Here is a 25,958-nt window from a genome sequence, read left to right as displayed (position 1 = left end):
AGAGACGGGCAAAACCGCCATGCACGGCTGCCGGGCCCGATCTTCCCGGCAACCCTCTGCGGGCATATTTGGAAATTTTGAGCTGATGACCACCATCCGTGTAAAAGAGAACGAACCCTTTGACGTGGCCCTGCGCCGCTTCAAGCGCACCATCGAGAAGCTGGGCCTGCTGACCGACCTGCGTGCCCGGGAGTTCTACGAAAAGCCCACCGCCGAGCGCAAGCGCAAGAAGGCTGCCGCCGTGAAGCGCCACTACAAGCGCGTGCGCAGCATGCAGCTGCCCAAGAAGCTGTACTGAGCCTGCAGCCGGCGTGCGTTGACCGACCGCCACACAACCCGCGCCAGGGACGCCAGGCGCGGGTTTTTTGTTTTCTGCCACGCATCCAAGGACCATCCATGAGCCTGAAAACCCAGATCACCGATGACATGAAGGCCGCCATGCGCGCCAAGGACAGCGCGCGCCTGTCCACCATCCGCCTGTTGCAGGCCGCCATCAAGCAAAGGGAAGTGGACGAGCGCATCACGCTTGAGGACGACGCGGCCATCGTCGCCATCGTGGACAAGCTGATCAAGCAGCGCAAGGACAGCATCACGGCGTTCGAAGGCGCCGGCCGCCAGGACTTGGCCGACCAGGAAAAAGCCGAGCTGCAGGTGCTGCAGGCCTACCTGCCGGCGCGCATGTCCGAGGCCGAGGTGCAGCAGGCCGTGCAGGCCATCGTGGCCGAGCTGGGCGCCGCCGGTCCCGGCGACATGGGCAAGGTGATGGGCGCGGCCAAGACCCGCCTGGCAGGCAAGGCGGAAATGGGCCAGGTGTCTGCCGCGGTCAAGGCCGCGCTGGCGCGCTGACACCAGAACAAGCCCCGCGGGCTGGCTTCAGCCGCCCCGCGCCTCGGTGCGGCCAGCGAAATGCCGCCGCAGGAACTCGACGCAGACGCGCACCTTGGGCGACAGCTGCAGCCGCGTGGGATAGACCGCCCAGACATTGGCTGGTTGGTGCCACTCGGGCAGCAGCTGCACCAGCCGTCCGGCCCGCAGATGCTCGCCCACGTCCCACAGCGACCGCAGGGCGATGCCGTGGCCGTCCACGGCCCACTGCGTCACCATCTCGCCGTTGTTGGCCGACAGCGGCCCGGTCACCTTCACCACCCGCTCCTCCTGCCCGGAGCACAGACGCCAGACACCGAAAGGGTGATCGCGCTCCTTGATGGCCAGGCAGTCGTGCGCGGGCAGCTCGGCCGGCGTGCGCGGCGTGCCCCGGCGCCCCAGGTAGCCCGGCGCGGCGCACAGCACGCGGTGGTTGTCGCACAGGCGCTGCGCGATCAGGTGCGGCGCGATCTCGTCGCCCACCCGCACATCCAGATCGAAGCCCTCTCCCGCCACATCCACCAGCCGGTCGAAGACCTCCAGCCGCACCTGCAGAGCCGGGTGGTGCAGCACCAGCTGCGACAGCGCAGGCGCCACCGCGTTGCGCCCGAAGCCGAAGCTGCTGGACACGCGCAGCAGCCCGCGCGGCGCACTGCGCGCCACCTCCACCTCCTGCAGCAGCTGGTCCATGTCGTCCAGCACACGCTGCGCCCACACGAACACCCGCTCGCCGTGATCGGTCACGGCCACCCGCCGCGTGGTGCGGTGCAGCAGCGGAACGCCCAGCTGCTGCTCCAGCAGCCGGATGCGCTTGCTGACATAGGCTGGCGATGCGCCCAGCTCGCGCGCGGCGGCGGCAAAACCGGCCCGGCGCACCACCGTGGCGAAGACCTGCAAATCATCGGTGGAAGGGGCTTTTGCGTGCACGAAGCGTGAATGGTGAGCCGCTGGTTCGAAGCATTGTAGGCAGGCAGGACATGGTCACAATGCCGCACTGCCCTCTTGGAGATGTCCTGATGCAACCCTCGCGTACCCACCATATCGCCGTGCTGGCCGGCGACGGCATCGGCCGTGAAGTCATGCCCGAAGGCCTGCGTGCCGTGCAGGCCGCAGCCGAGCGCTTCGGCATCATGCTGCAGCTGCACACCTTCGACTGGGCGCACTGCGACTACCACGCGCAGCACGGAAAAATGATGCCGGACGACTGGAAGGCGCAGTTGTCCGGCATGGACGCGATCTTCTTCGGTGCCGTCGGCTGGCCGGCCACGGTTCCGGACCATATCTCGCTGTGGGGTTCGCTGCTGAAGTTCCGCCGCGAGTTCGACCAGTACATCAACCTGCGCCCGGTGCGCTTGTTCGAGGGCGTGCCCTGCCCGCTGGTCGGCCGCAAGCCCGGCGACATCGACTACCTGGTGGTGCGCGAGAACACCGAAGGCGAATACACCTCGCTGGGCGGCGTGATGTACGAGGGCACGGAGCGCGAGATCGTCATCCAGGAGTCGGTCTATTCACGCCACGGCACTGAGAGGCTGCTGCGCTACGCCTTCGAGCTGGCGCAAAGCCGCCCGCGCAAGCACGTCACCCTGGCCACCAAGAGCAACGGCATCGCCATCAGCATGCCCTGGTGGGACCAGCGCGCCGACGAGGTGGCGCGGCATTACCCCGGCGTGGCGCTGGACAAGCAGCACATCGACATCCTGACGGCGCGCTTCGTGCTGCAGCCGGGGCGCTTCGATGTGGTGGCGGCGACCAACCTGTTCGGCGACATCCTGTCCGACCTGGGGCCGGCCACCACCGGCACCATCGGCCTGGCACCTTCGGCCAACCTGAATCCCGAGCGCCGTTTCCCGAGCCTGTTCGAGCCGGTGCACGGTTCGGCGCCCGACATCTACGGGCAGAACATCGCCAATCCGATTGCCATGATCTGGTCGGGCGCGCTGATGCTGGACTTCCTCACCGGCGGACAGGGCGCCGGCCGCGCGGCGCACGACGCCATCGTCGCGGCGATCGAGGAAGTCATCAGGAACGGCCCGCGCACGCCGGACCTGGGCGGCCAGGCCAGCACCACGCAGGTGGGCGAAGCGGTGGCGGCGCTGATTGCACAGGGCTGAGAAGACTTCGAATTCTTTTATCTTTTTGATAGCTGAAAGCTCTTTACCGACAAGGGTTGAAGCCTGATTTCATTGAAATCAGTACGCCCGGGCGTCCCGCAGGCGCGCCCGCAACAGGCCGGGAAAGCGCGCAGCCCACGCGGCATTGGCGCCGGACGGATGCGGCACCGGGCACACCATGAAATGCCGCTCCACCCCGGAGATGCACAGCGAGGTCGCAAAGCGCGCCTCGTACTTGTCCGGGCGCTGCCAGAACGCCTCAACCGCCTGGCGTTGTGCACGGTCCAGGCCGAACCATTTGAAGGCAGCTTCGCCAAACGTGATGATCTCCGTGCCCTTCCAGACAGCCAGCAGTTCCAAGAGGGCGGGACGACATTGCCGGCGCGCGGCCATGGACCAGGGCTTGTTGCCGATCGGCTTGAACGGCACGGTGTTCATCCAGTACAACTCGTCCTCGCTCACACCCACCTCGGCCATGACGGCGCGGATCTTCTGGCCCGCCGGGCCGATGAATGGCCTTTGCAGCCGCACTTCCTGCTCGCCCGGATCCCGGCCCAAAAAACACCACCGGGCATCGGGCCGACCAAGACCCACCAGAGGCATGCAGGGATCGCGCCCGTGGCGGTGGTAGCACGCCACGTCGAGGCAATCCAGTCCGGGCGCCAGGGCGGCTAGCTGCTGCAAGGCCCCGTCAATCGTGGAACTGCCCGGCATTGGCGCGGAACGCTTGCCAAGCCCCCAACGAGGCACCGTGACCATCCCTGGAAGCCGGGCGCGTTGCGAATGGCATCAGCCGCAGAGGTCACGCAGACAGCTTTGCACACTCCGGCGGACGGTCATCGGTGGCGACCGGACAGCGGTTCATCTCGAACGGTGACAGCGACAGCAAGGTGGTGACGGCGCTGGAGGCCATGATGACCAGCCAGAAGACGAAGAACGACACCGTGTACACACCCTGCCGCGACAGGGGCAGCGGCTCGTCGAACCAATGCAGGGCATCGGGATCGATAAAGGCGAACACCACCATCTCCAGAACTCCCGCCATCAGAAAGGCGGGCCAGGCTATCCACATCATCCGTTGCATACGCATCGAGAGCCTCCTTGTGAGGCTTGCAGCCTAGCACCGCGGCGGCATCGCGCAATAGTGGCAGTTCCTGACAGCACGCGTCGGACCAGTCCTTGTCCGCCAGCCGCAGGAGCTTTCAGCCGGCCCGCGCACAGGTCAGCGCGGCTGGTCCTTGTCCGGCGTGGCGGCGTGGTTGCGGCCCTTCAGCGCCGGCTGCATGGCTTGCGAAGCCTGCTGCTGCTGTTGCTGCTGCAGGGTCTTGTTGATGTCCAGCCCCTGCTGGTAGTAGTCCTCCGCGACCACCGGATCGGCGCCGCTCACGGCAATCCACAGGGTGATGAAGCCGGCCACGACCACGATGGCCGGGCCGGCGATGATCAGCCAGACGTGGCCGTATTTCCACCACGGCTGGGCAGGTGGCTGGGCAGCCGGCGCAGCGGCCGGGGCACGGGGCGATGAGATAGACATGAATGCGGACTCCCGGGCCCAGGTCGGGCCTCTGCTGCAAGTCAAGGCGCAGGCACATGGCGTGCCCACTCCTTCAACCCTCGGTGCGCTCAACGCGGCACCAGGAAAACGGATTTTTCCGAAACATTGGCGCCCGTGGTCTCGGCGTGGATATCGAAGTGCACCGTATGCGAGCCCGGTGCCGCCGAGCCGTAAGGAATGTGCAGCCGCACCGACACCCAGCGCGAGTCGGCGGCGCCGATCTCGACCTGCGGCTCGGACGCCAGCTCCAGCCCCTGCAGGCCGCGCGCGGAAATGGTGTAGGTCTGTGCCTGTTCGGTGGCGTTCATGATCTGCAGGCGGTAGATGTTCTCCAGCTTGCCGCCGGCGACGATGCGCGACAGCGCCGCCCGGTCGCGCACCACGTCCACCTTGAACGGCGAGCGCACCACCAGGCTGGCCAGCATGGCCACGCACAGGCCGATCAGCACGCCGCTGTACAGCAGCACGCGCGGACGGAACACGCGGCGGATCATCTGCGACTGGGTCCAGTGGTTGGCCACACCGTTCTGCGTGGAAAACCGGATCAACCCGCGCGGGTACTTCATCTTGTCCATGACGGTGTTGCACGCGTCCACGCACAGGCCGCAGCCGATGCACTCGTACTGCAGGCCGTTGCGGATGTCGATGCCGGTCGGGCAGACCTGCACGCACAGCGTGCAGTCGATGCAGTCGCCCAGGCCCTTGGCCTTGTAGTCGATGGTCTTGTTGCGCGGGCCGCGCGGCTCGCCGCGCTCGGGGTCGTAGGTCACGACCATGGTGTCCTTGTCGAACATGGCGCTCTGGAAGCGCGCGTACGGGCACATGTACTTGCACACCTGTTCGCGCAGGAAGCCGGCGTTGCCGTAGGTGGCAAAGCCGTAGAAGATCACCCAGAACATCTGCCAGGAGCCATGCATCGAGAGCAGCTCGCCGCCCAGCTGGCGGATCGGCACGAAGTAGCCGACGAAGGTAAAGCCGGTCCAGAACGACACCACCACCCACGCGGCCTGCTTGGCAAACTTCTTCCAGACCTTCTCGAACGTCCAGGGTCCGTTGTCCAGACGCATGCGCGCGCTGCGGTCACCCTCGATCCGGTGCTCGATCCACATGAACATCTCGGTATAGACGGTCTGCGGGCAGGCGAAGCCGCACCACAACCGTCCGGCCACTGCGGTGAACAGGAACAGCGACAGCGCCGAGATGATGAGCAGGCCCGTCAGGTAGATGAAGTCCTGCGGGTACAGCACCAGGCCGAACAGGTAGAAGCGCCTCGCCCCCAAGTCGAACAGCACCATCTGCCGCTCGCCCCACTGCAGCCAGGGCAGGCCATAGAAGATGAGCTGCGTCAGCCAGACCATGGCCCAGCGCCAGCGCGCGAACAGCCCGCTGATGGAGCGCGGGTAGATCTTCTTCTGGGCTTCGTACAGCGAGACCATCTCGCCCTGCGAGCTGTCCTGCGCGGCAGGGACGATGGGGATGACCTTCTTGCGTGGCTGGCCGTCGGCTGGCTTCATGGAACGATTTTCTCCAAGGGCGGTGCGGCAGCGGCGGTCACACCTGCGGAAACAAAAAAACGGCCGTCAGCCCCACGCACATGGCGCGGGGCCGCCGGCCGCACAGCGGACTGTCAGCGGGCGATGCCGGACTTGTTGGACAAGCCCCAGACGTACGCGGTCAGCACGTTGATCTGCGCATCGGTCAGCTTGTCCTTCTGCGCCGGCATTTCGTTGGTCTTGCCGTTGTTGATGATGTTCACGATGGCCGCCTCGCCCCAGCCGTGCAGCCAGGTGTCGTCGGTCAGGTTGGGAGCACCCAGCGCCGGGTTGCCCTTGCCGTCCATGCCGTGGCAGGCCGCGCAGGCGGTGAACTTGGCCTTGCCCAGCGACGCCTTCAGCGAGTCATGCGGGCTGCCCGACAGACTCAGCACGTAGTGCGCCACGTTGCGCACGTCCTCGGACGAGCCCACGGCAGCGGCCATCGGCGGCATGATGCCCACGCGGCCGTTCACGATGGTGGTGTGGATGTTCTCCGGCGTGCCGCCGTGCAGCCAGTCGCCGTCGGTCAGGTTCGGGAAGCCCTTGCTGCCGCGCGCGTCCGAGCCATGGCACTGCGCGCAGTTGTTCATGAACAGCCGGTCACCGATGGCGATCGCCGCGGGGTCGCCGGCCAGCTCCTCGGTCTTCATGCTGGCGAAGCGCGCGTAGATGGGCTCCAGCTCGGCCTGCGCCTTGCTGATTTCCTTGCTGTACTCGTTGGCCGTGGACCATCCCAGCTGGCCCTTGTAGGTACCCAGGCCAGGATAGGCGATCAAGTAGCCGGCGCCGAAGACCAGGGTGATGACGAACAGCCACATCCACCAGCGTGGCATGGGGTTGTTCATCTCGGTCAGGTCCTCGTCCCAGACGTGGCCGGTGGTGTTGTCGGCCGCCGACTCGATCTTCTTGCGCGAGGTGAGCCACAGCAGCAGGGCACAGCCGACGATGCCGGCGATGGTGATGCCGGCGACATAGACCGACCAGAAGTTACTGGTGAAATCGCTCATGGTTGATTAACTCTCTTGTTGTGTTTCCGAGGCCCTCAGTCCTCGGCGAAGGGCAGCTGCGCCGCCTCGTCGAAGCGGCTCTGGTTGCTGCGCCGCCAGGCCCAGAACCAGATGCCCAGGAAGCACGCCAGCGATGCCAGCGTGGCGACGATGCGCATGGTGGTGATGTCCATGACGGCTTCTCTCCGATGTGGGGTTGATCAGCGCAGGGCGCGGCCCAGGATCTGCAGGTAGGACACCACGGCGTCCATTTCGGTCTTGCCCTTGACGGCCTCGGCCGCCCCGGCGATCTCCTCGTCGGTGTAGGGCACGCCCACGGTGCGCAGCGCCTTCATGTGGCGCGGCATGGCCTCGGCGTCCACCAGGTTCTTGTCCAGCCAGGAATAGGCTGGCATGTTGGACTCGGGCACCACGTCGCGCGGGTTGTTCAGGTGGATGCGGTGCCACTCGTCGCTGTACTTGCCGCCCACGCGGTGCAGGTCCGGGCCGGTGCGCTTGGAGCCCCACTGGAACGGGTGGTCGTAGACGAACTCACCGGCCACCGAGTAGTGGCCGTAGCGCAGCGTCTCGGCGCGGAACGGACGGATCATCTGCGAGTGGCAGTTGTAGCAGCCCTCGCGCACGTAGATGTCGCGCCCGGCAAGTTGCAGCGCGGTGTAGGGCTTGACGCCCTGCACGGCCTCGGTGGTCGACTTCTGGAAGAACAGCGGCACGATCTCCACCAGGCCGCCGATGGCGACGACCAGCAGGATCAGCACGATCATCAGGAAGTTGTTGGTCTCGACCTTCTCGTGCGTGAAGCCGCCCGAGGAGTTGTGGTTGGCATTGGACATGGTTGTCTGGGTCCTTCAGATGCTCAGGCGTGCGCAGCGTTGACTGCGGGGATGGGCAGCTTGACGGAGCGGCCGGAGATCGCGGTGACCCAGACGTTCCAGGCCATGATGCACATGCCGGTCAGGTACAGCACGCCGCCGGCGAAGCGGATGGCGTAGAACGGATAGGTGGCCTTCACGCTCTCGACGAAGGTGTAGGTCAGCGTGCCGTCGGGGTTGATGGCGCGCCACATCAGGCCCTGCATCACGCCGGCGATCCACATGGCGGCGATGTACAGCACGATGCCGATGGTGGCCAGCCAGAAGTGCAGCTCGATCGCCTTGATGGAGTGCATCTTTTCCTTGCCGAACAGGCGCGGCACCAGGTAGTAGAGCGAACCCATGGTGATCAGGCCCACCCAGCCCAGCGCACCGGCGTGCACGTGGCCCACCGTCCAGTCGGTGTAGTGGGAAAGGGCGTTGACGGTCTTGATGGACATCATCGGGCCCTCGAACGTGGACATGCCGTAGAACGACAGCGACACGATCAGGAAGCGCAGGATCGGGTCGTCGCGCAGCTTGTGCCAGGCACCCGACAGGGTCATGATGCCGTTGATCATCCCGCCCCAGCTGGGTGCCAGCAGGATTAGCGAGAACACCATGCCCACGGACTGCGTCCAGTCGGGCAGCGCGGTGTAGTGAAGGTGGTGCGGGCCGGCCCACATGTATGTGAAGATCAGCGCCCAGAAGTGCACGATGGACAGGCGGTAGCTGTACACCGGACGGCCGGCCTGCTTCGGGATGAAGTAGTACATCATTCCCAGGAAGCCGGTAGTCAGGTAGAAGCCCACGGCGTTGTGACCGTACCACCACTGCACCATGGCGTCCTGCACGCCGGCATAGGCCGAGTAGCTCTTCATGAAGCCGGCCGGGATGGCCGCGCTGTTGACGATGTGCAGCAGCGCCACGGCCAGGATGAAGGCGCCGAAGAACCAGTTGGCCACGTAGATGTGCTTGACCCTGCGCGTGCCGACGGTGCCGAAGAACACGATGGCATAGCTGACCCACACGGCGGCGATCAGGATGTCGATGGGCCACTCCAGCTCGGCGTATTCCTTGCCCGAGGTGTAGCCCAGCGGCAGGCTGATGGCGGCGGCGACGATCACCGCCTGCCAGCCCCAGAAGGTGAAGGCCGCCAGCTTGGGCAGGAACAGCTTGGTCTGGCAGGTGCGCTGCACCACCCAGTAGCTGGTGGCGAACAGGCCGCAGCCGCCAAAGGCGAAGATCACTGCATTGGTGTGCAGCGGACGCAGGCGCCCGTAGCTCAGCCATGGAATGCCGAAGTTCAGTTCAGGCCAGGTCAGCTGGGCGGCGATGAACACCCCGACCAGCATGCCGACCACCCCCCACACGACCGACATGATCGTGAACTGGCGCACGACGGTATCGTGGTAGTGCGCTATTTTTGTTTGTGCAGATTCCATCGGGCACCTCTTATAAATACACTGAAAAATTTTTATCCATACGCAACTTACGGAAATTGACTCAGGTCAACCGTCTCGCAAAATGCGCTCCCCTTCTTGGTCCACGTTCTCGAACTGCCCGCGGAAAATGGCCCACCACAGGCCCGCCAGCACCAGCAGCACCAGCACCACGGATAGTGGAATCAGCAGGTAAAGAATGTCCACGTCAGGCCGCCTCCAGCGGCTTGGGCGCTGCCAGCGGCGCAGAGCCCGAAGATGGCGCCTGCGCGCCTCCCGGATCACGGGTCAGGCGCGCGGCATTGGCCACCACCAGCAGAGAGCTGAGCGCCATGCCCAACCCGGCCAGCCAGGGCGGCATGTAACCGGCAATCGCCAGCGGCACGCCCAAGGCGTTGTAGCCGGCAGCCCACCACAGGTTTTGCCGCACGATGCGCAACGTGTGGCGCGACAGCTGCAGGGCCTGCGCGACAAGGGCGAGATTGTCGCCCATGACGACAAAGTCCGAACGCGATTGCGCCAAGGGCACGGCCCGCCCGAACGCAAAAGACACATGCGCGCCGGCCAGCACCGGTCCATCGTTCAGGCCGTCCCCGACCATGGCCACCTTGTGGCCGGCCGCTTGCAGTTCCTGCAAGCGTTCCAGCTTGTCCTGCGGGGTGCAATTGCCCACCGCGTCGTCGATACCGGCGCCGCGCGCAATGCGCTGCACCGCAGCGTCATGGTCACCCGACAGCAGATGCACGGCGATGCCTGCCTGCTGCAGGCCACGCACCACTGCCACGGCTTCAGGGCGCAGCTCCTCGGCGAGGGTGAAGCGCGCCAGTTCGGCCACCTGGTCGCCGCACTCCAGCGACAGCATCGCCTGCTGGCCCTGCTGCACATCGGCAGATACCCCGGCATGCGCTGCCGACCCCAGCCGCAGCACGGCGGCGCCCTGCCCTGCCCGGTGCAGCTCTGCCACCAGGCCCGCGCCGCTGATCTCCCGCACCTGCAGCAGCTGCCAGCCGGCAGGCAGCTGCCAGCCGGCCGACGCCGCTGTCGCGATGGCACGCGATACCGGGTGCAGCGACTGGCGCGCCAGCAGCACGGCCAGGCCCAGGACGGATGCACGGCCCAGGCCCGCGTGCTCGGTAACCCGTACCTCGCGCAGCCCCAGTCCGTCGCGCGTGAGGGTGCCGGTCTTGTCGAACACCACGCGGTCCACGCCGGCCAGCGCTTCCAGCGCCTGCAGGTTGCGCACCAGCACGCCGCGGCGCGCCAGCGTGCCGGCGGCGGTCAGCATGGCCACCGGCGTGGCCAGCGACAGCGCGCACGGGCAGGTCACCACCAGCACCGCCACCGCCACCATCAGCGCGTGGCTCGGGTCGGTGGGCCACCACCAGGCCGCTGCCAGCGCTGCCGCCAGCAGCACGCCCACCAGGAATGGCCGGGCGATGCGGTCGGCCAGCTGCGCCAGCCGGGGTTTCTGTAGCGACGCGCTTTCCATCAGCGCCACGATCTGGCCGAAACGCGTGCCATCTCCAAGAGCCTGTACCTGCATCTCGACCGGGGCACGCAGGTTGTAGCTGCCGGCGGTCACGCCACTACCCGGGGGTTTGTCCACGGCCGTGGATTCGCCGGTCAGCAGCGCCTCGTCGGCCTGGGTATGGCCCGACAGGATGCACCCGTCGGCCGGGAAGGCCTCGCCCGGCAGCACACGCACCACGTCGCCCACGCGCAGGCGGCGCGTGGCCACGCGGGTAAAGCCGCCGTCCGCGCCGCGCCGCTCGACGCTGTCGGGCAGGCGGTTCATGACCGCCTCCAGCGCGCCGGCAGTGCGGTCGCGCAGGCGCAGCTCCAGCCAGCGGCCGGTGAGCAGGAAGAACACGAACATGGTCAGCGAGTCGTAATAGACCTCGTGCCCGAACGGCCCGGTCGGGTCGAACGTGCCGGCCATGCTGACCACGAAGGTGATGAGCATGCCGGCGGCCACCGGCAGGTCCATGCTGATGCGCCGCTGGCGGATGTCGCGCAGCGCGCTGGAAAAGAACGGCCCGCAGGAAAACAGCACCACCGGCACGCTCAGCACCCACGAGGCCCAGCGCAGCAGCTGCTCCATCTCCATGCTCAGATCGCCCGGCATGGCCTGGTAGGCGGGCCAGGCGTACATCATGACCTGCATCATGCAAAAGCCGGCCACCAGCCAGCGCCACAGCGCGCGCCGGCTCTCGCGCTGGCGGTGCTCGCGCGCGAAGGCGTCCAGGGCCGGCAGCGCCTGGTAGCCGGCCCGGCGCACCGCCTCCATCCAGCCCGACGGACGCACTTGCCCCGGGTGCCAGACCACGCGCGCGCGGCAGGTGGCGGAGCTGACATCCGCCTCGCGCACGCCCGGCACCTGGCGCAACGCCTCCTCGATGGTCAGTGCACAGGCGGCGCAGTGCATGCCGCCCAGCACAACATGCGACTCCCAGGCGGTATCCTCGGGCGCCAGCGCATCCACGGGCGCACCCGCGGGCACGCCATGCGGGCGGCCGAAGGCGGACCATTCCTGTGGGTCGTCCAGCAGCGCCACGCCCGTGGGCAGCGGGCTTTCAGGCACGGCAGAGGCTCCGGTAGCGGCGGCGTGACCGGACGATGAAATTGACATGAGGCAAAGATTAACCTTCCCGGACAACGCATTCATTGACTAGCATCAAGCTCAGAGGGCTGGTCAATCCTATGCTGGCCCCTGATTTAGGCCAAGTTTTGGGATTTAATCCTTTCAGTCACCTAATTTTCGAGGAGTCGCCATGTACCAACGCATTTTGATCGCTACTGACGGGTCGGAGCTGTCCGAGAAGGCCGTGCAAAGCGGCCTGGAGCTGGCGCGGCTGGCGCGCAGCGCGGTGATCGCGCTGAAAGTGGTGCCGCACTATCCCCGCAGCTACTTCGATGGCGGCAGCGTCATCGAGCCGTCCGAGATCAAGCGCGTGGAGGAACACTGGAACAAGGAAGCCCAAACCCTGGTGGAAGGCGTCAAGGCGCGTGGCCTCAGCGAAGGGCTGAGCGTGATGGCGCTGATCGTCAAGTCCGACCTGATCGCCGAAGCCATCATCGAGGCCGCCAAGAAGCACCAATGCGACCTGATCGTGATGGCCTCGCACGGCCGCAAGGGCATCAAGCGCATGCTGCTGGGCAGCGAGACGCAGCATGTGCTGACGCACTCGCACATTCCGGTGCTGGTGCTGCGTTGACGAATAAAAACCTGCCCTGGCCCATATATATCAAGGTCCTTTAGCTAGTAAAAATATAGCAACTGGAAAAAGCCGCGGCACTCCGTCCGCGGCTTTTTACTTCTCTGGCGGCCGGCAGCGCCGCCGGTTCAGGCAAATGACTGCCGGTACTCCTCGCGCAGCAGGTTCTTCTGCACCTTGCCCATGGCATTGCGCGGCAGCTGCGGCACGACGACGCAGCGCTTGGGCAGCTTGTAGTTCGCCAGCCGCGTGCGCAGTTCCTCCAGCATTGCCCGTGGATCGGGCTGCGCACCGGGGCGTGGCACGACCAGCGCCACCCCGACCTCGCCAAAGTCCGGGTGCGGCACGCCGACCACGGCGCTTTCCTGCACACCGGCCAACTCGTTCAGCGCGCCCTCCACCTCAGCCGGGTAGACGTTGTAGCCGCCGCTGATGATCAGGTCCTTGTTGCGCCCCACGATCGTCACGTAGCCCTCGGCGTCCTGCAGCCCGACGTCGCCGGTGCGGAACCAGCCATCGGCGGTGAACTCCTCGGCGGTCTTCTCGGGCATGCGCCAATAGCCGGCGAACACGTTCGGCCCGCACACCTGGATATGCCCGACCTCGCCTGCCGCCAGCGGCTGGCCGGCATCGTCCACCACCCGCAGGCCCACGCCCGGCAGGGGAAAGCCGACGGTGCCGCCGCGCCGCTCGGCCAGTCCGCCGTGGCGTGCATCGGGCGCATAGGGGTTGGAGGTCAGCATGGCGGTCTCGCTCATGCCGTAGCGCTCCAGGATGGTGTAGCCGGTGCGCTCCTGCCATCGGCGGAACGTCTCGATCAGCAGTGGCGCCGAGCCGGAGATGAACAGCCGCATGTGCCGCGCCGCCTCGCGCGTCAGGCCGGGCTCCGCCAGCAGGCGCACGTACAGCGTCGGCACGCCCATGAACACCGTGGCGCGCGGCAGCTGCTCCAGCACCACGCGCGCGTCAAACCGGGGCAGCCAGATCATCCTGCTGCCGCTGAGCAACGCGCCGTGGCTGGCAACAAACAGGCCGTGCACGTGGAAGATGGGCAGCGCGTGGATCAGCACGTCGCCGCCGCCCTCCTCCTGCGGCTGTCGCCAGCCCCAGTAGTCGCGCAGCACAAGCGCGTTGGACAGCAGGTTGCCGTGCGTCAGCATCGCCCCCTTGCTGCGGCCGGTGGTGCCGCTGGTGTAGAGGATGGCCGCCAGGTCGCCCTGTCCACGCGCCACCGGCAGCTGTTCGTCGCCGAAGTGCACGGCGCGCTCCAGCAGGCTGCCGCTGCGGTCTTCGCCCAGCGTGAAGACATGCCGCGTGCCGGCGGTGAAGGCGATGCGCGACACCCAGCCGAAGTTCGCCGGCGCACAGACCACCACCGCCGGCTCGGCGTCCCCGATGAAGTATTCGATCTCGGCCTGCTGGTAGGCGGTGTTCAGGGGCAGGTACACGTGCCCGGCGCGCAGCGTCGCCAGGTACAGCGCCAGCGCCTCGACGGACTTTTCCACCTGCACGGCGATGCGGCTGCCCGCCGGCAGCTGCAGCGACGCCAGCAGGTTGGCGATGCGCGCGCTGGCGCGGTCCAGGTCGCGCCAGCTGTAGTGCAGCCAGCCGCCATCGGGCGCCGATGCCTCGATGGCGGTGGCGTCCAGGTCGGCGGGAAAGGCGGCGCGCAGCGCGCTGAACAGGTTGCAGTCCAAGATGTCGTTGGGCATGGCGGGATGCGGCAGTGAGCGGCTGTCAGAAGACGGGGGCGCGCTTGTGCAGGAAGGCGGTGATGCCCTCGCGGTGCTCGGCGCTGTCGGCGTAAGCATAGGGATCGGCCTCAATTGCTATTGATTGCATAGCTGCGAGCCTTTTATTTTCATGGACTGGAGGCACTTTTCGTTCATGCAAGGTGCGCAGCGTGCGCTTGTTCATGCGCGCCGCCTGCGGCGCCAGCGCGGCGATGCGCCGGGCGCTGGCCAGCGCTTCCGGCTGCAGTTGCTCCGGCGTCACCACGCGCGCCAGGAATCCCTGCCGCGCCAACGCTTCCGCGTCGAAGGTGGCGGCCTCCAGCAGCATGCGCCGGGCGATGGCGTCGCCCACGCTGCCCACCACCAGCGCTGCCTCGCGCGGTGCCATCGGAAACCCCAGGCGCGCGATGGGCGCGCCGAAGCGCGCGTCCTGCGCGGCGATGCGCACGTCGCAGCAACTGGCGATCTCCACGCCCGCGCCCATGCACGGCCCGGCGATCGCCGCGACGATGGGCACGTCGCAGGCCAGCATCGCCCCCAGAGCGCCCCAGACCTCGTCCTCGTGGAAGGCGCGCAGCTGCTGCGCGTCAAAACGGAAATCCGGGTACTCGGAGATGTCACCGCCGGCGCAGAACGCCCCGTCCGCGCCCTGCAGCAGCACGCAGCGCGCACTGTCGTCGGCCTGAATCTGCTCGAACGCCCCGCGCAGCTGGCGCCACATGGCGCGCGACATGGCGTTCAGCCGGCCGTCGTGGCGCAGCTGCACGTGCACCAGCCCACGGTCGGACGCGCTGTCGCCATCACTGCCTGGCTGATCCTGCGCCCAGCGCACGCTCACTTCCGCTGTCATGAATTCGCTTTCTTGGTGTTTTCGCCGCCGCTGCAGGTCTGCCTCAGCCCTTGCACAGCGCCTCGATCTCTTTTGACACGGGAATGCGCCCCTCGGCCAGCATTTCGCGGTGGCGGTCCAGGCGCTTGGGGTCGTACAGGTAGTTCACCATCAACCCGAAGGACTGCTTGCGCCCTTTCGCCGACGGGTCGCCGCCCCAGTTCAGCCGCTCCACACGCGCTCCGTTGCCCAGGTGGAAGCGCGCCACCGCGTCCAGCGGGCGCCCGTCATGCAGTTCGCGGCCCAGGTAACGCGCCGCGCAGCGCAGCACGAACTGGCGCACGGGCGATTTGGGCTCGAGCGGCGTGTCGCCCTCCACGGCCGCCAGCACCTGCGCCAGTTCCACCTCTTCGCCGTCCGGCAACCGCAGCGCACGCGTCAACTCGAGGCGTTCCTTGTCCTGCAACAGGGCCAGCTGCGCCGCGCCGTGGCGCGACAGCCAGGCGCGAAAGCCGGGGATGGGCGAGAGCGTGGCGAAGGTGCGCAGGCGCGGAAACTCCCCCTGCAGCGTCTCCACCACGTGCTTAATGAGCGAGTCGCCGAAGCTCACCCCGCGCAGGCCGGTCTGGGTGTTGCTGATCGAATAGAAGATGGCGGTGGTGGCGCGCGCCAGGTCTGCCGGCGCGGCGGCTTCGTCCAGCAGCGGGGTGATGCTGTCCGAGATCGCGGTCACCAGCGCCACCTCGACGAAGATCAGCGGCACGCCGTCCAGGCGCGGGTGGAAGAAGCCGTAGCAGCGCCGGTCGCTGTCCAGGCGGTTCTTCAGGTCGGCCCAGCCCTTGATGTCGTGCACCGCCTCGTACTCGATCAGCTTTTCCAAAAGCGACGCGGGCGAGTCCCATGACAGCCGGCGCAGCTGGAGGAACGCCACGTCGAACCAAGTGGAAAACAACTGCTCCAGCTCGGCGTCCAGCGGCAGCAGGCGCGGGTCGGTCTTCAGATGCGGCAGCAGCTCGGCGCGCAGGTCCACCAGAAAGCGCAGCCCCTGCGGGAACACCGCGAAACGCTGCAGCAGCCGCGTGCGCGGCGAGACCAGCGCGCGGCGCAGCTGCGCCTCGGCTTGCGGGGCCTCGTCGGTGCCGGCGGCCTCCAGGTAGCGTTGCTGCGCGGCCTGCACGCGCTGCGCATCGGGGGCGAACTGCTCGCACAGCAGCAGCCACAGGTCGCGCCGCTCCTCGGGCGCGGCGCTGGCATACCACTGGGCGACGGCCTGCGCGTGGCGCCCGGCCTCGACTTCGCTCAGGCGCGGTGCGGCGACCTCCTGCAGGTCGGTCAGCAGGCGGCGCAGCGTGCGCGGCGGCAGGGCCTCGCCGGCGCGGCGCAGCGTGGCCTGCATGCGCGCATCCGTGCCGCGCGCGCCCGGGGCGCCCTTGGCACCGGCGTCGACCCTGTCGCCCTGCGGCAGCAGGCGGGCGACGTTGCGGAAGATCCAGGAGGCAGGTGCATTCATGGGCGGCGCTGACAAAACGAAGTGAACAAAACAAGCATCCCGCACAGCTTGCCAGCGCATCGCACCGGCCGGGACTGCGCGCGTCCGGTCCGGGCGTCAGCCAGTTCCGACCATCGCCGGCCGGCGCTGCGCGCGCGCCCACAGCGCCACGCCCGCCAGCACCATCGGCACGCACAGCCACTGGCCCATGCTCAATCCCAGGCCCAGCAGGCCCAGGAAAGCGTCGGGCTCGCGGAAGTATTCGGCCGTGAAACGCAGCGTGCCGTAGCCCACCAGAAAGGCGCCGGCCACCTCGCCCTGCCTGCGCGGCCGGCGCGCGTACAGCCACAGCAGGACGAACAGCAGCAGCCCCTCCAGCAGGAACTGGTAGATCTGCGACGGGTGGCGTGGCAGCATCGAGCCGCTTTGCGGAAACACCATGCCCCAGGGCAGGTCCGGCGATGAAAACCGCCCCCACAGCTCGCCGTTGATGAAGTTGCCGATGCGCCCCGCCGCCAGGCCCGTGGGCACGCACGGCGCCACGAAATCGGCCACCTCCAGCCACGGCCGGCGGCGCGAATGCGCGAACCAGAGCATCGAGCCGATCACGCCCAGCAGCCCGCCGTGAAAGCTCATGCCGCCCTGCCAGATGGCGAAGATCTCCAGCGGATGCGTCAGGTAGTGGCCAGGCTTGTAGAACAGGCAGTACCCCAGGCGCCCGCCTACCACCACCCCCAGCACGCCGAGGAACAGGATGTCCTCCACGTCCTTGCGCGTCCAGCCGTGCTGGACGTAGGGCACGTGGCGCAGGCGGCGCGTGCCGAGGAACATGAACAGGGCGAAGCCGGCCAGGTAGGTCAGGCCATACCAGTGGATGGCCAGCGGCCCGATCTGCAGGGCCACGGGGTCGATATGCGGGTACATGAGCATGGCTGGATTGTGGCCGATGCGCCCGCCGCGGCGGCGCCGCCGCGCCGGTGTCTTGATGCTTTCTTGATGCGGGCATGCGCACTCTTGAGCGCTTCTTGACACGCGCCTTCCTAGCATCGACGCACCGCAAGGAAGCCGCCCCGTTGCGCGGCGTGAAGACCAACCGCCATGTCACTGACGTCTTTTATCGAGCCCCTGGCCGCCGTACTGGCGCTGGGCCTGTTCGCCTACCTGGGCTACGCGCTGCTGCGGCCCGAAAAGTTCTGAAAGGCCGGCCATGCACGACCTGATCTTCATCGGCCTCGCGGCCGCGTTCTACGCCGCCGGCGCCTGGGCGCTGCTCGCGCTGCGGCGGCTGTAGGAGGAATCACACCATGAGCCTGAACCTCCTGCAATTCGCCCTGGTGCTGGCGCTGATGACCGCGCTGGCCGTGCCCATGGGCGGCTGGCTGGCACGCGCCTTCACACACGAGCGCCACTGGTGGGTCGAGCGCCTGAGCTACCGCGTATTGGGCGTCGACCCGAACGAGCAAATGGGCTGGGCACGTTACGGCCTGGCGCTGCTGCTGTCCAACGCCGCCATGATGGCGCTGGCCTACGCGCTGCTGCGCGCCCAGGGCTGGCTGCCGCTGAATGGGCTGGGCAACGCCGCGCAAGCGCCCGATTTGGCGTTCAACACCGCCGCCTCGTTCATCACCAACACCAACTGGCAGGCCTATGCGGGCGAGTCCAGCCTGTCCAACGCCACGCAGATGCTGGCCATCACCTTTTTGATGTTCTGCGGCGCCACGGCGGGCGTGGCGGCTGCCGGCGGCTTCATCCGTGCCCTGGCGCGCGCGAACAGCCAGGACATGGGCAACTACTGGGTGGATTTCATGCGCGTGCTGTGGCGCGTGATGCTGCCGCTGTGCTTCGTGCTGGCGCTGGTCTACGTCTGGCAGGGCATCCCGCAGACGCTGTCCAGCCAGGCCGTCGCCACGACGCTGGAGGGCGCGCGCCAGTCCATCGTGCTGGGGCCGGTGGCCAGCCTGGAGAGCATCAAGCACATCGGCACCAACGGCGGCGGCTTCTTCAGCATGAACGCCGCGCACCCGTTCGAGAACCCCACGCCGCTGACCAACCTGCTGCACATCCTGTCGATGCTGCTCATTCCGTCGGCGCTCACCGTGGCCTTCGGCCGCATGCTGGGCAAGGCGCGGCAGGGCTGGGTGTTCTTCGGCGCCTTCCTGGTAATGTTCGCCGGCTTTCTGGCGCTGTCCTACGGCGCCGAGCAGGCCGGCAACCCGCTGCTGACACAGGCCGGCGCCGACCAGCGCCTGGCGGCCGCGCAGGCGGGCGGCAACATGGAAGGCAAGGAGCTGCGCTTCGGCATCGCCGGCACCGCCCTGTTCGCCACCACCACCACGGCCGCGACGACCGGATCGGTGAACGCCATGCACGACTCGCTCACGCCGCTGGGCGGGCTGGTGACGCTGGCGCAGATGATGCTCAACTGCGTGTTCGGCGGCGACGGCGTGGGCTTCATCAACCTGATCCAGTACGCCATCCTGACGGTGTTCCTGGCCGGGATGATGATCGGGCGCACGCCGGAATTCCTGGGCAAGAAGATCGAGGCGCGCGAGATCCAGCTGGTCATGCTGTCGGTGCTGGCGCACCCCGCCTCCATCCTGGGCTTCACCGCCCTGGCCTGCCTGTGGCCGGACACCGGCGCCAGCCTCGCCAACCGGGGCCCGCACGGCTTTTCCGAAGTGCTCTACGCCTATACCTCGGGCACGGCCAATAACGGCTCGGCCTTCGCCGGCTTCAACGCCAACACGCCGTTCTTCAACACCACCATTGGCCTGGCGATGCTGGTCGGGCGTTACCTCACGCTGCTGCCCATGCTGGCCGTGGCCGGGTCGCTGGCGACCAAGCGCAGCGTGCCCGCCGGCGCCGGCACTTTCCCCACGGCCACGCCGCTGTTCATGGGGCTGCTGGTGTTCGTGGTGCTGGTGGTGGGCGGCCTGACGTTTCTACCGGCGCTGGCGCTGGGGCCGCTCGCCGAGCAGCTGCAAATGCTCTCCGGCCATCTCTATCCCTGATGCGAGGCTTGCCATGAACACCCTAGACCCCACCTCCGCCCCCGCGCTTGCGCAGGCCGCGGCGCCCCTGAAGGGCCTGCTCGGCCCCTGCGTGCGGGGCGCCCTGTTCACCCTGCTGGTCACCGGCCTGGCCTATCCGCTGGCGACCACCGGCGTGGCGCAGTGGCTGCTGCCCGGCCCGGCCAACGGCAGCCTGATCCGCCAGGGCGATGCGCTGGTCGGTTCGGCGCTGATCGGCCAGTGGTTCAGCGACGCGCGCTACTTCCATCCGCGCCCCAGCGCCACCAGCGCCCCGGACCCGCAGGACGCCGGCAGGACGCTGCCCACGCCCTACAACGCCGCCGCCTCGGCCGGCAGCAACCTGGGCCCCACCAGCCAAGCGCTGATCGACACCGTGCGCCAGCGCGCGGCCGACTACCGCCAGGCCAACGGCCTGCCCGCCGATGCCCCGGTGCCGGTGGACGCCGTCACCGCCTCGGCCTCGGGGCTGGACCCGCACATCTCCGTGGCCAACGCCCAGGCGCAACTGGCGCGCGTGGCGCGCGCGCGCGGCCTACCCCCCGGCCAAGTACAGGGCCTGCTGGCGGCGCACACCGAAGGCCGCGTGTTCGGCTTGCTGGGCGAGCCGCGCGTCAACGTGCTGCAGCTGAATTTGGCATTGAATACGGTCCAAACCCGCGCCAGTCAAGCGCAATCAGCTATAAAGTAAATAGCATAGGGAAATCTCCGCCATGTCCGACGAGAAAACTCTGGCGCTGTTCGACCGTGCGCTGGCCGGCCAGGCCGCGCGCGATGCGCTGCGCAAGCTCAGCCCGCGCGCGCAGTGGCGCAACCCGGTGATGTTCGTGGTCTACCTGGGTTCTATCCTCACCAGCGTGCTGTACCTGCAGGCGCTGTCCGGCCGGGGGGAGGCGCCGGCGGGCTTCATCCTGGCGATCGCGCTGTGGCTGTGGTTCACCGTGCTGTTCGCCAACTTCGCCGAGGCGCTGGCCGAAGGGCGCAGCAAGGCGCAGGCCGCCAGCCTGCGCGGCCTGAAGAAAAAGACCTGGGCCAAAAAGCTCGCCGGCGCCGAGCCGCACCGCGCGCAGGGCCGCGAGGCGCTCCGCTTCACGCCCGTCGAGGCCGACCTGCTGCGCCGGGGCGACCTGGTGCTGGTCGAGGCGGGCGACCTGGTACCGGCCGACGGCGAAGTCGTCGAGGGCGTCGCCTCGGTGGACGAATCGGCCATCACCGGCGAATCGGCGCCGGTCATCCGCGAGTCCGGTGGCGACTTCTGCGCAGTCACCGGCGGCACGCGCGTGCTGTCGGACTGGGTGGTAGTACGCGTGTCCGTGAACCCGGGCGAGACCTTCGTCGACCGCATGATCGCCATGGTGGAGAACGCCAGCCGCAAGAAAACGCCCAACGAGATCGCGCTGACCATCCTGCTGGTCGGGCTGACACTGGTGTTTCTGCTGGTGATCGCCACGCTGCGGCCGTTTTCCGCGTTCGCGGTGGCGCAGTCGGGCGCGGGCAGCGTGGTCGGCCTCACGGTCCTGGTGGCGCTGCTGGTGTGCCTGATCCCCACCACCATCGGCGCCCTGCTGTCGGCCATCGGCGTGGCCGGCATGAGCCGCATGCTGCAGGCCAACGTCATCGCCACTTCCGGGCGCGCCGTGGAGGCCGCCGGCGACGTGGACGTGCTGCTGCTGGACAAGACCGGCACCATCACGCTGGGCAACCGCCAGGCCAGCGCCTTCTATCCGGCCGAGGGCGTGGACGAGCAGGCGCTCGCCAGCGCCGCGTTGCTGGCCTCGCTGGCCGACGAAACGCCCGAGGGCCGCAGCATCGTGGCGCTGGCGCGCCAGCGCTTCACCGCGCTGCAGGGCCAGGAAGCGCCTGCCGTCGCGCGGGTGGAGGCGTTCAGCGCGGCCACGCGCATGAGCGGCATCGACCTGCCCGGCGGGCGCACGCTGCGCAAGGGCGCGTTCGACGCCGTGCAGCGCCACGTGCAGGCCCTGGGCGGGGCGGCCGGTGCCGCGCTGCAGGCGCGCGTGGACGGCGTGGCACGGCGCGGCAGCACGCCGCTGGTGGTGGCAGACGGCGCGCGGCTGCTGGGCGTGGTCGAGCTGAAAGACACGGTGAAGGCCGGCGTGCGCGAGCGCTTCGAGCAGTTGCGCCGCATGGGCATCAAGACCGTCATGATCACCGGCGACAACCGTGTCACCGCCGCCGCCATCGCCGCTGAGGCCGGGGTGGACGACTTCCTGGCCGAGGCCACGCCCGAGGCCAAGCTGGCGCTCATCCGCCAGTACCAGGCCGAAGGCCGGCTGGTCGCCATGACCGGCGACGGCACCAACGACGCGCCCGCACTGGCGCAGGCCGACGTGGCGGTGGCCATGAACAGCGGCACGCAGGCGGCCAAGGAGGCCGGCAACATGGTCGACCTGGACAGCAGCCCGACCAAGCTGATCGAGATCGTGGAGACCGGCAAGCAGATGCTGATGACGCGCGGTGCGCTGACCACCTTCAGCATCGCCAACGACGTGGCGAAATACTTCGCCATCATCCCGGCCGCCTTTGTCGGCACCTACCCGCAATTGGCCGCGCTGGACATCATGCGCCTGACCAGCCCCGGCTCGGCCATCCTGTCGGCGGTGATCTTCAACGCCCTGATCATCATCGCCCTCATTCCGTTGGCACTGCGCGGCGTGCGCTACGCCCCCGCATCCGCCGCCGCGCTGCTGCGGCGCAACCTGCTGCTGTACGGCCTGGGCGGGCTGGCGGTGCCTTTCGCCGGCATCAAGCTGATCGACCTGCTGCTGACCGGCCTGGGACTGGCCTAGACTGGCCCGCGCCATGGCTGTCCCCGATCCGCCCGAAGTGCACGAGCGCCCCGACCCGGACGCGCTGCTGGCGCAGCTACGCCAAAGCGCCGAGGACTTGCGGCGCGGGCGGCTGAAGATCTTCTTCGGAGCCTCGGCCGGGGTGGGCAAGACCTACGCCATGCTGTCGGCCGCGCGCGCGGCGCACGCGCAGGGTGTGCCGTTGGTGGTCGGCCTGGTCGAGACGCACGGCCGCGCCGAGACCGCCGCGCTGCTGGAGGGCCTGCCGCTGCTGGCACGCAAAGAGGTTGCCTATCGCGAGTGTGTGCTGTCCGAGTTCGACCTGGACGCGGCGCTGGCTTTCGGTGCCGCGCATGCGGGCGGCCCCGAGCCGCCACTGGTACTGCTGGACGAGCTGGCGCACAGCAACGCACCCGGCTCGCGCCACCCCAAGCGCTGGCAAGACATCGAGGAGCTGCTGGCCGCCGGCATCGACGTGTGGAGCACGCTGAATGTGCAGCACCTGGAAAGCCTGAACGACATCGTCGGCAGCATCGCTGGTGTGCGCGTCGGCGAAACCGTGCCCGACACGGTGTTCGACGCCGCCGACGAAGTGGTGGTTGTGGACCTTCCGCCCGACGAGCTGCTGGCGCGCCTGGCGGCCGGCCAGGTCTACCTGCCCGAGCAGGCCGAGCGCGCGGCGCGCCACTTCTTTCGCAAGGGTAACCTGCTGGCACTGCGCGAACTGGCGCTGCGCCGCGCCGCCGACCGCGCCGACAGCCAGGTGCGCCTGCTGCGCGCCAGCAGCCCCGGCGCCAGCGCCGCGCGGCCCACGCGCGACGCGCTGCTGGCCTGCGTCGGCCCGGGCGCGGGCGGCGAGGCGGTGGTGCGTAGCGCCGCGCGCCTGGCCGCCCAGGCCGGCCTGCCCTGGCACGCGGTGTTCATCGACCTGCCGGGGGCCGGCGCCCAGGTCGGGCGCGAACGCGCGCTGCGCACGTTGCGCCTGGCGCAGGAGCTGGGCGCGAGCATCGCAACGCCCCCCGGCACCAGCGTCGCCGAGGCGCTGGCGCGCTACGCGCGCGACAACGGCCTGGCGCGGCTGGTGCTGGGCCGGCCCCAGGGCGGCGCGCGCCGCTGGTGGCCCTGGCGGCGCACGCTGCCCGAGCGCGTGGCGGCGCTGGCACCCAATATTGACGTGCTGCTGGTACCGCTGGCCGCGCCGGCGCCGGCGCCCACCGCCGTCCGCAGCGCTGGCGGCACCGACGCCGCGTCGCGCGCCGCCTGGCCCGGCTACGCCATCGCGGCGGCGGCGTGCGCGCTGGTGGCGCTGGCCGCCGCGCCGCTGCACGGCGTGCTGGAGCTCACCAACATCGTCATGCTGTTCCTGCTGACCGTGGTGGGCACGGCGTTGCGCTTCGGGCGCGGGCCGGCGGCGCTGTCGGCCGTGGTCGGTGTGCTGCTGTTCGACTATTTCTTCGTGCCGCCGGTGTGGTCGCTGAGCGTGAGCGACGCGCAGTACCTGATCACCTTCGCCGTGATGCTGCTGGTGGCGCTGGTGATCGGCCAGCTCACCGCCAGCCTGCGCGCGCAGGCGCGCGCCGCAGCCGAGCGCGAGCGGCGCATGCGCGGCCTGTACCAGATGTCGCGCGAGCTGAGCGGGGCGCTGGCTGCGCAGCAGGTCGCCGAGATCGGCGCGCGCTTCTTGCGGGCCGAGCTGGGCGCGCGCAGCGCGCTGCTGGTGGCCGACGACGCGGGCGAACTGCACCAGCAGGCCGGCGCCGACGCGCAGGTCGATCCCGCCGTGGCGCGGTGGTGCTACGACCGGGGCGAGCCCGCCGGACGCGGCACGCACACGCTGGCGGCCAGCGCCGCCCTGGTGCTGCCGCTGCTGGCGCCGATGCGCCCGCGCGGCGCGCTGGTGGTGCAACTGCCGGGCGAACGCCGCCCCGGCCCGGAGCAGCGCCAGCTGCTCGACACCTGCGCCTCGCTGCTGGCGATCTCGCTGGAGCGCATCCACTACATCGGCGTGGCGCAGTACAGCACGCTGCAGATCGAGTCCGAGCGCCTGCGCAACTCGCTGCTGTCGGCGATCTCGCACGACCTGCGCACGCCGCTGGCCGCGCTGGTCGGCCTGGCCGACACGCTGGCGCTGGCGCAGCCGCCGCTTGCTGCCGCACAGGCCAGCGTGGCGACGGCCATTGGCCAGGCGGCGCGGCGCATGGCCACACTGGTGACCAACCTGCTGGACATGGCACGCCTGCAGGCCGGTGCCGTGCAACTGCGCCGCGAGTGGCAGCCGCTGGAGGAAATCGTCGGCGGCGCGCTCGCCGCGTGCGCTCCGATGCTGCACGGCCACCCGGTGCAGGTCCAGCTGGCGCGCGACCTGCCCCTGCTGCACCTGGACGCGGTGCTGTTCGAGCGCGTGCTGGTCAACCTGCTGGAGAACGCCGCGCGCCACACCCCGCCCGGCACCGCGTTGCGCCTGACCGCGCGCGCCAGTGGCGCGCAGGCCGAAATCACGCTGGACGACGACGGCCCGGGCCTGCCGCCCGGGCGCGAGGAAGCGGTGTTCGAGAAGTTCGAGCGCGGCGCGCGCGAGAGCGCCACGCCCGGCGTCGGCCTGGGGCTGGCGCTGTGCCGCGCCATCGTGCAGGCGCACGGCGGCAGCATCGCCGCGCACAACCGCCGGGAAGGCGCGCGCGTGCTGGGCGCGCGCTTCGTCATCCGTCTGCCGCTGGGCACGCCGCCGCCCTTGGACGGCAGCGAGGACACGGCGCCCGGCAAGCCGACAATCCGTCCATGAACCCCGACACCGACGCCGCGCCCGCCGCCCGCATCCTGGTGGTGGAGGACGAAGACAACATCCGCCGCTTCGTGCGCCTGGCGCTCGTCGGCGAAGGGCACGAAGTGTTCGAGGCGGCCAGCCTGCGGCGCGGCCTGATCGAGGCTGGCACGCGCCGCCCCGACCTGCTGGTGCTCGACCTGGGCCTGCCCGACGGCGACGGCGTGGCGCTGATCCGCGACCTGCGCGGCTGGTCGGGCGCGCCCGTGATCGTGCTGTCCGCGCGCGCCGGCGAGACCGACAAGATCGCCGCGCTGGACGCCGGCGCCGACGACTACCTGGTCAAGCCCTTCGGCGCGGGCGAGCTGCTGGCGCGCGTGCGCGCGCAGTTGCGCCGCCAGCGCGTCGCCGCCGGCGGGCCGGCGCTGCACGCCTTCGGCGACGTGCGCGTGGACGCCGCCAGGCGCAGCGTGCAGCGCGCCGGCCAGCCGCTGCACCTGACGCCCATCGAATACCGCCTGCTCATGCACCTGCTGGCGCAGCCCGAGCGCGTGCTGACGCACCGCCAGCTGCTGCAATCGGTCTGGGGCCCCGGGCACACCGAGGACACGCACTACGTGCGCGTGCACATGGCCAACCTGCGCAAGAAGATCGAAGACGACCCGGCGCGCCCGCGCCACTTGCTGACCGAGACAGGCATCGGCTACCGCTTCGCGCCCTGAGATACTTG

25 protein-coding genes are annotated in these 25,958 nt (G+C 68.9%); 10 read left to right on the top strand and 15 right to left on the bottom strand.

Features of this window, described 5'->3' with window-relative positions; all coding sequences use genetic code 11:
* Positions 1 to 85 precede the first annotated feature (85 nt).
* Positions 86 to 298 carry a 30S ribosomal protein S21 gene (gene rpsU, locus BLQ61_RS00620; RefSeq protein WP_007833691.1) on the top strand — a complete coding sequence of 71 codons (213 nt, stop codon included), beginning with the start codon at positions 86 to 88 and terminating at the stop codon, positions 296 to 298.
* Between the two features lie 98 nt (positions 299 to 396).
* Positions 397 to 846, top strand: coding sequence for a GatB/YqeY domain-containing protein (locus BLQ61_RS00615; RefSeq protein ID WP_091565403.1), 450 nt, complete (start codon positions 397 to 399; stop codon positions 844 to 846).
* Between the two features lie 27 nt (positions 847 to 873).
* Here the strand turns inward: BLQ61_RS00615 and BLQ61_RS00610 are convergent, their stop codons facing one another.
* Entirely contained in the window at positions 874 to 1,791 is a 918-nt protein-coding gene (locus BLQ61_RS00610; RefSeq protein ID WP_091565400.1) for a LysR substrate-binding domain-containing protein, read from the bottom strand.
* An 89-nt stretch (positions 1,792 to 1,880) separates the two neighbouring features.
* Between BLQ61_RS00610 and BLQ61_RS00605 the strand changes: the two genes are divergently transcribed.
* Positions 1,881 to 2,975 (top strand): tartrate dehydrogenase, encoded by a 1,095-nt coding sequence (locus BLQ61_RS00605; protein WP_091565398.1) that lies wholly within the window; start codon positions 1,881 to 1,883, stop codon positions 2,973 to 2,975.
* 78 nt (positions 2,976 to 3,053) lie between these two features.
* Here BLQ61_RS00605 and BLQ61_RS00600 read toward each other — a convergent pair whose 3' ends face one another.
* The 10 genes from BLQ61_RS00600 to BLQ61_RS00555 form a co-directional block, all read right to left on the bottom strand.
* The gene (locus BLQ61_RS00600; RefSeq protein WP_217629364.1) at positions 3,054 to 3,659 is read right to left on the bottom strand and encodes a uracil-DNA glycosylase family protein; all 606 of its coding nucleotides are present in this window, start codon (positions 3,657 to 3,659) and stop codon (positions 3,054 to 3,056) included.
* Positions 3,660 to 3,777: 118 nt separating this feature from the next.
* Entirely contained in the window at positions 3,778 to 4,065 is a 288-nt protein-coding gene (locus tag BLQ61_RS00595) for a hypothetical protein (protein ID WP_091565393.1), read from the bottom strand.
* Between the two features lie 132 nt (positions 4,066 to 4,197).
* Complete coding sequence (locus BLQ61_RS00590) at positions 4,198 to 4,509, bottom strand: FixH family protein (protein WP_091565390.1); 312 nt, start codon at positions 4,507 to 4,509, stop codon at positions 4,198 to 4,200.
* A gap of 89 nt (positions 4,510 to 4,598) precedes the next feature.
* Positions 4,599 to 6,044, bottom strand: a complete 1,446-nt coding sequence (gene ccoG, locus BLQ61_RS00585) for a cytochrome c oxidase accessory protein CcoG (protein ID WP_091565388.1) — start codon at positions 6,042 to 6,044, stop codon at positions 4,599 to 4,601.
* 113 nt (positions 6,045 to 6,157) lie between these two features.
* Positions 6,158 to 7,072 carry a cytochrome-c oxidase, cbb3-type subunit III gene (gene ccoP, locus BLQ61_RS00580; protein ID WP_091565385.1) on the bottom strand — a complete coding sequence of 305 codons (915 nt, stop codon included), beginning with the start codon at positions 7,070 to 7,072 and terminating at the stop codon, positions 6,158 to 6,160.
* Between the two features lie 35 nt (positions 7,073 to 7,107).
* On the bottom strand, positions 7,108 to 7,245 hold the full coding sequence (locus BLQ61_RS00575) for a cbb3-type cytochrome oxidase subunit 3 (RefSeq protein ID WP_091565382.1): 138 nt from the start codon (positions 7,243 to 7,245) through the stop codon (positions 7,108 to 7,110).
* A gap of 27 nt (positions 7,246 to 7,272) precedes the next feature.
* Entirely contained in the window at positions 7,273 to 7,905 is a 633-nt protein-coding gene (gene ccoO, locus BLQ61_RS00570) for a cytochrome-c oxidase, cbb3-type subunit II (RefSeq protein ID WP_091565380.1), read from the bottom strand.
* Positions 7,906 to 7,928: 23 nt separating this feature from the next.
* A complete protein-coding gene (ccoN, locus tag BLQ61_RS00565; RefSeq protein ID WP_091565377.1) occupies positions 7,929 to 9,368 on the bottom strand; it encodes a cytochrome-c oxidase, cbb3-type subunit I in 1,440 nt (479 codons plus the stop codon).
* 66 nt (positions 9,369 to 9,434) lie between these two features.
* Positions 9,435 to 9,572, bottom strand: a complete 138-nt coding sequence (ccoS, locus tag BLQ61_RS00560; RefSeq protein WP_091565376.1) for a cbb3-type cytochrome oxidase assembly protein CcoS — start codon at positions 9,570 to 9,572, stop codon at positions 9,435 to 9,437.
* A gap of 1 nt (position 9,573) precedes the next feature.
* Positions 9,574 to 11,994 carry a heavy metal translocating P-type ATPase gene (locus tag BLQ61_RS00555; RefSeq protein WP_091565373.1) on the bottom strand — a complete coding sequence of 807 codons (2,421 nt, stop codon included), beginning with the start codon at positions 11,992 to 11,994 and terminating at the stop codon, positions 9,574 to 9,576.
* 142 nt (positions 11,995 to 12,136) lie between these two features.
* Between BLQ61_RS00555 and BLQ61_RS00550 the strand changes: the two genes are divergently transcribed.
* Complete coding sequence (locus tag BLQ61_RS00550; RefSeq protein WP_091565371.1) at positions 12,137 to 12,580, top strand: universal stress protein; 444 nt, start codon at positions 12,137 to 12,139, stop codon at positions 12,578 to 12,580.
* A gap of 128 nt (positions 12,581 to 12,708) precedes the next feature.
* Here BLQ61_RS00550 and BLQ61_RS00545 read toward each other — a convergent pair whose 3' ends face one another.
* The 4 genes from BLQ61_RS00545 to lgt form a co-directional block, all read right to left on the bottom strand.
* Positions 12,709 to 14,292, bottom strand: a complete 1,584-nt coding sequence (locus BLQ61_RS00545; protein ID WP_091565368.1) for a malonate--CoA ligase — start codon at positions 14,290 to 14,292, stop codon at positions 12,709 to 12,711.
* Positions 14,293 to 14,317: 25 nt separating this feature from the next.
* Positions 14,318 to 15,163 carry an enoyl-CoA hydratase/isomerase family protein gene (locus tag BLQ61_RS00540; protein WP_091565367.1) on the bottom strand — a complete coding sequence of 282 codons (846 nt, stop codon included), beginning with the start codon at positions 15,161 to 15,163 and terminating at the stop codon, positions 14,318 to 14,320.
* A 43-nt stretch (positions 15,164 to 15,206) separates the two neighbouring features.
* Entirely contained in the window at positions 15,207 to 16,652 is a 1,446-nt protein-coding gene (locus tag BLQ61_RS00535; RefSeq protein ID WP_091565364.1) for a malonyl-CoA decarboxylase, read from the bottom strand.
* Positions 16,653 to 16,748: 96 nt separating this feature from the next.
* Complete coding sequence (gene lgt / locus BLQ61_RS00530) at positions 16,749 to 17,561, bottom strand: prolipoprotein diacylglyceryl transferase (RefSeq protein WP_091565362.1); 813 nt, start codon at positions 17,559 to 17,561, stop codon at positions 16,749 to 16,751.
* Positions 17,562 to 17,729: 168 nt separating this feature from the next.
* On the opposite strand from lgt, the gene kdpF reads away from it, so the two are divergent.
* The 6 genes from kdpF (at position 17,730) to kdpE (ending at position 25,950) form a co-directional block, all read left to right on the top strand.
* Positions 17,730 to 17,828: a K(+)-transporting ATPase subunit F gene (kdpF, locus tag BLQ61_RS00525; RefSeq protein ID WP_091565359.1), complete on the top strand. Its 99-nt coding sequence runs from the start codon at positions 17,730 to 17,732 to the stop codon at positions 17,826 to 17,828.
* A 107-nt stretch (positions 17,829 to 17,935) separates the two neighbouring features.
* Positions 17,936 to 19,642 carry a potassium-transporting ATPase subunit KdpA gene (kdpA, locus tag BLQ61_RS00520; RefSeq protein ID WP_091565358.1) on the top strand — a complete coding sequence of 569 codons (1,707 nt, stop codon included), beginning with the start codon at positions 17,936 to 17,938 and terminating at the stop codon, positions 19,640 to 19,642.
* 13 nt (positions 19,643 to 19,655) lie between these two features.
* Complete coding sequence (kdpC, locus tag BLQ61_RS00515) at positions 19,656 to 20,351, top strand: potassium-transporting ATPase subunit KdpC (RefSeq protein ID WP_091565355.1); 696 nt, start codon at positions 19,656 to 19,658, stop codon at positions 20,349 to 20,351.
* A 22-nt stretch (positions 20,352 to 20,373) separates the two neighbouring features.
* On the top strand, positions 20,374 to 22,467 hold the full coding sequence (gene kdpB / locus BLQ61_RS00510) for a potassium-transporting ATPase subunit KdpB (RefSeq protein ID WP_091565352.1): 2,094 nt from the start codon (positions 20,374 to 20,376) through the stop codon (positions 22,465 to 22,467).
* 13 nt (positions 22,468 to 22,480) lie between these two features.
* On the top strand, positions 22,481 to 25,249 hold the full coding sequence (locus BLQ61_RS00505) for a DUF4118 domain-containing protein (RefSeq protein WP_091565350.1): 2,769 nt from the start codon (positions 22,481 to 22,483) through the stop codon (positions 25,247 to 25,249).
* Positions 25,246 to 25,950, top strand: coding sequence for a two-component system response regulator KdpE (kdpE, locus tag BLQ61_RS00500; RefSeq protein WP_091565348.1), 705 nt, complete (start codon positions 25,246 to 25,248; stop codon positions 25,948 to 25,950). Before BLQ61_RS00505 ends, kdpE begins: the two co-directional genes overlap by 4 nt.
* Positions 25,951 to 25,958: the final 8 nt, after the last annotated feature.

This window comes from Oryzisolibacter propanilivorax, assembly GCF_900103645.1.
Classification (GTDB): domain Bacteria; phylum Pseudomonadota; class Gammaproteobacteria; order Burkholderiales; family Burkholderiaceae_C; genus Melaminivora; species Melaminivora propanilivorax.
Note: the sequence above shows the minus strand (reverse complement) of the source record. Positions and strands in the feature narration are given on the sequence as shown.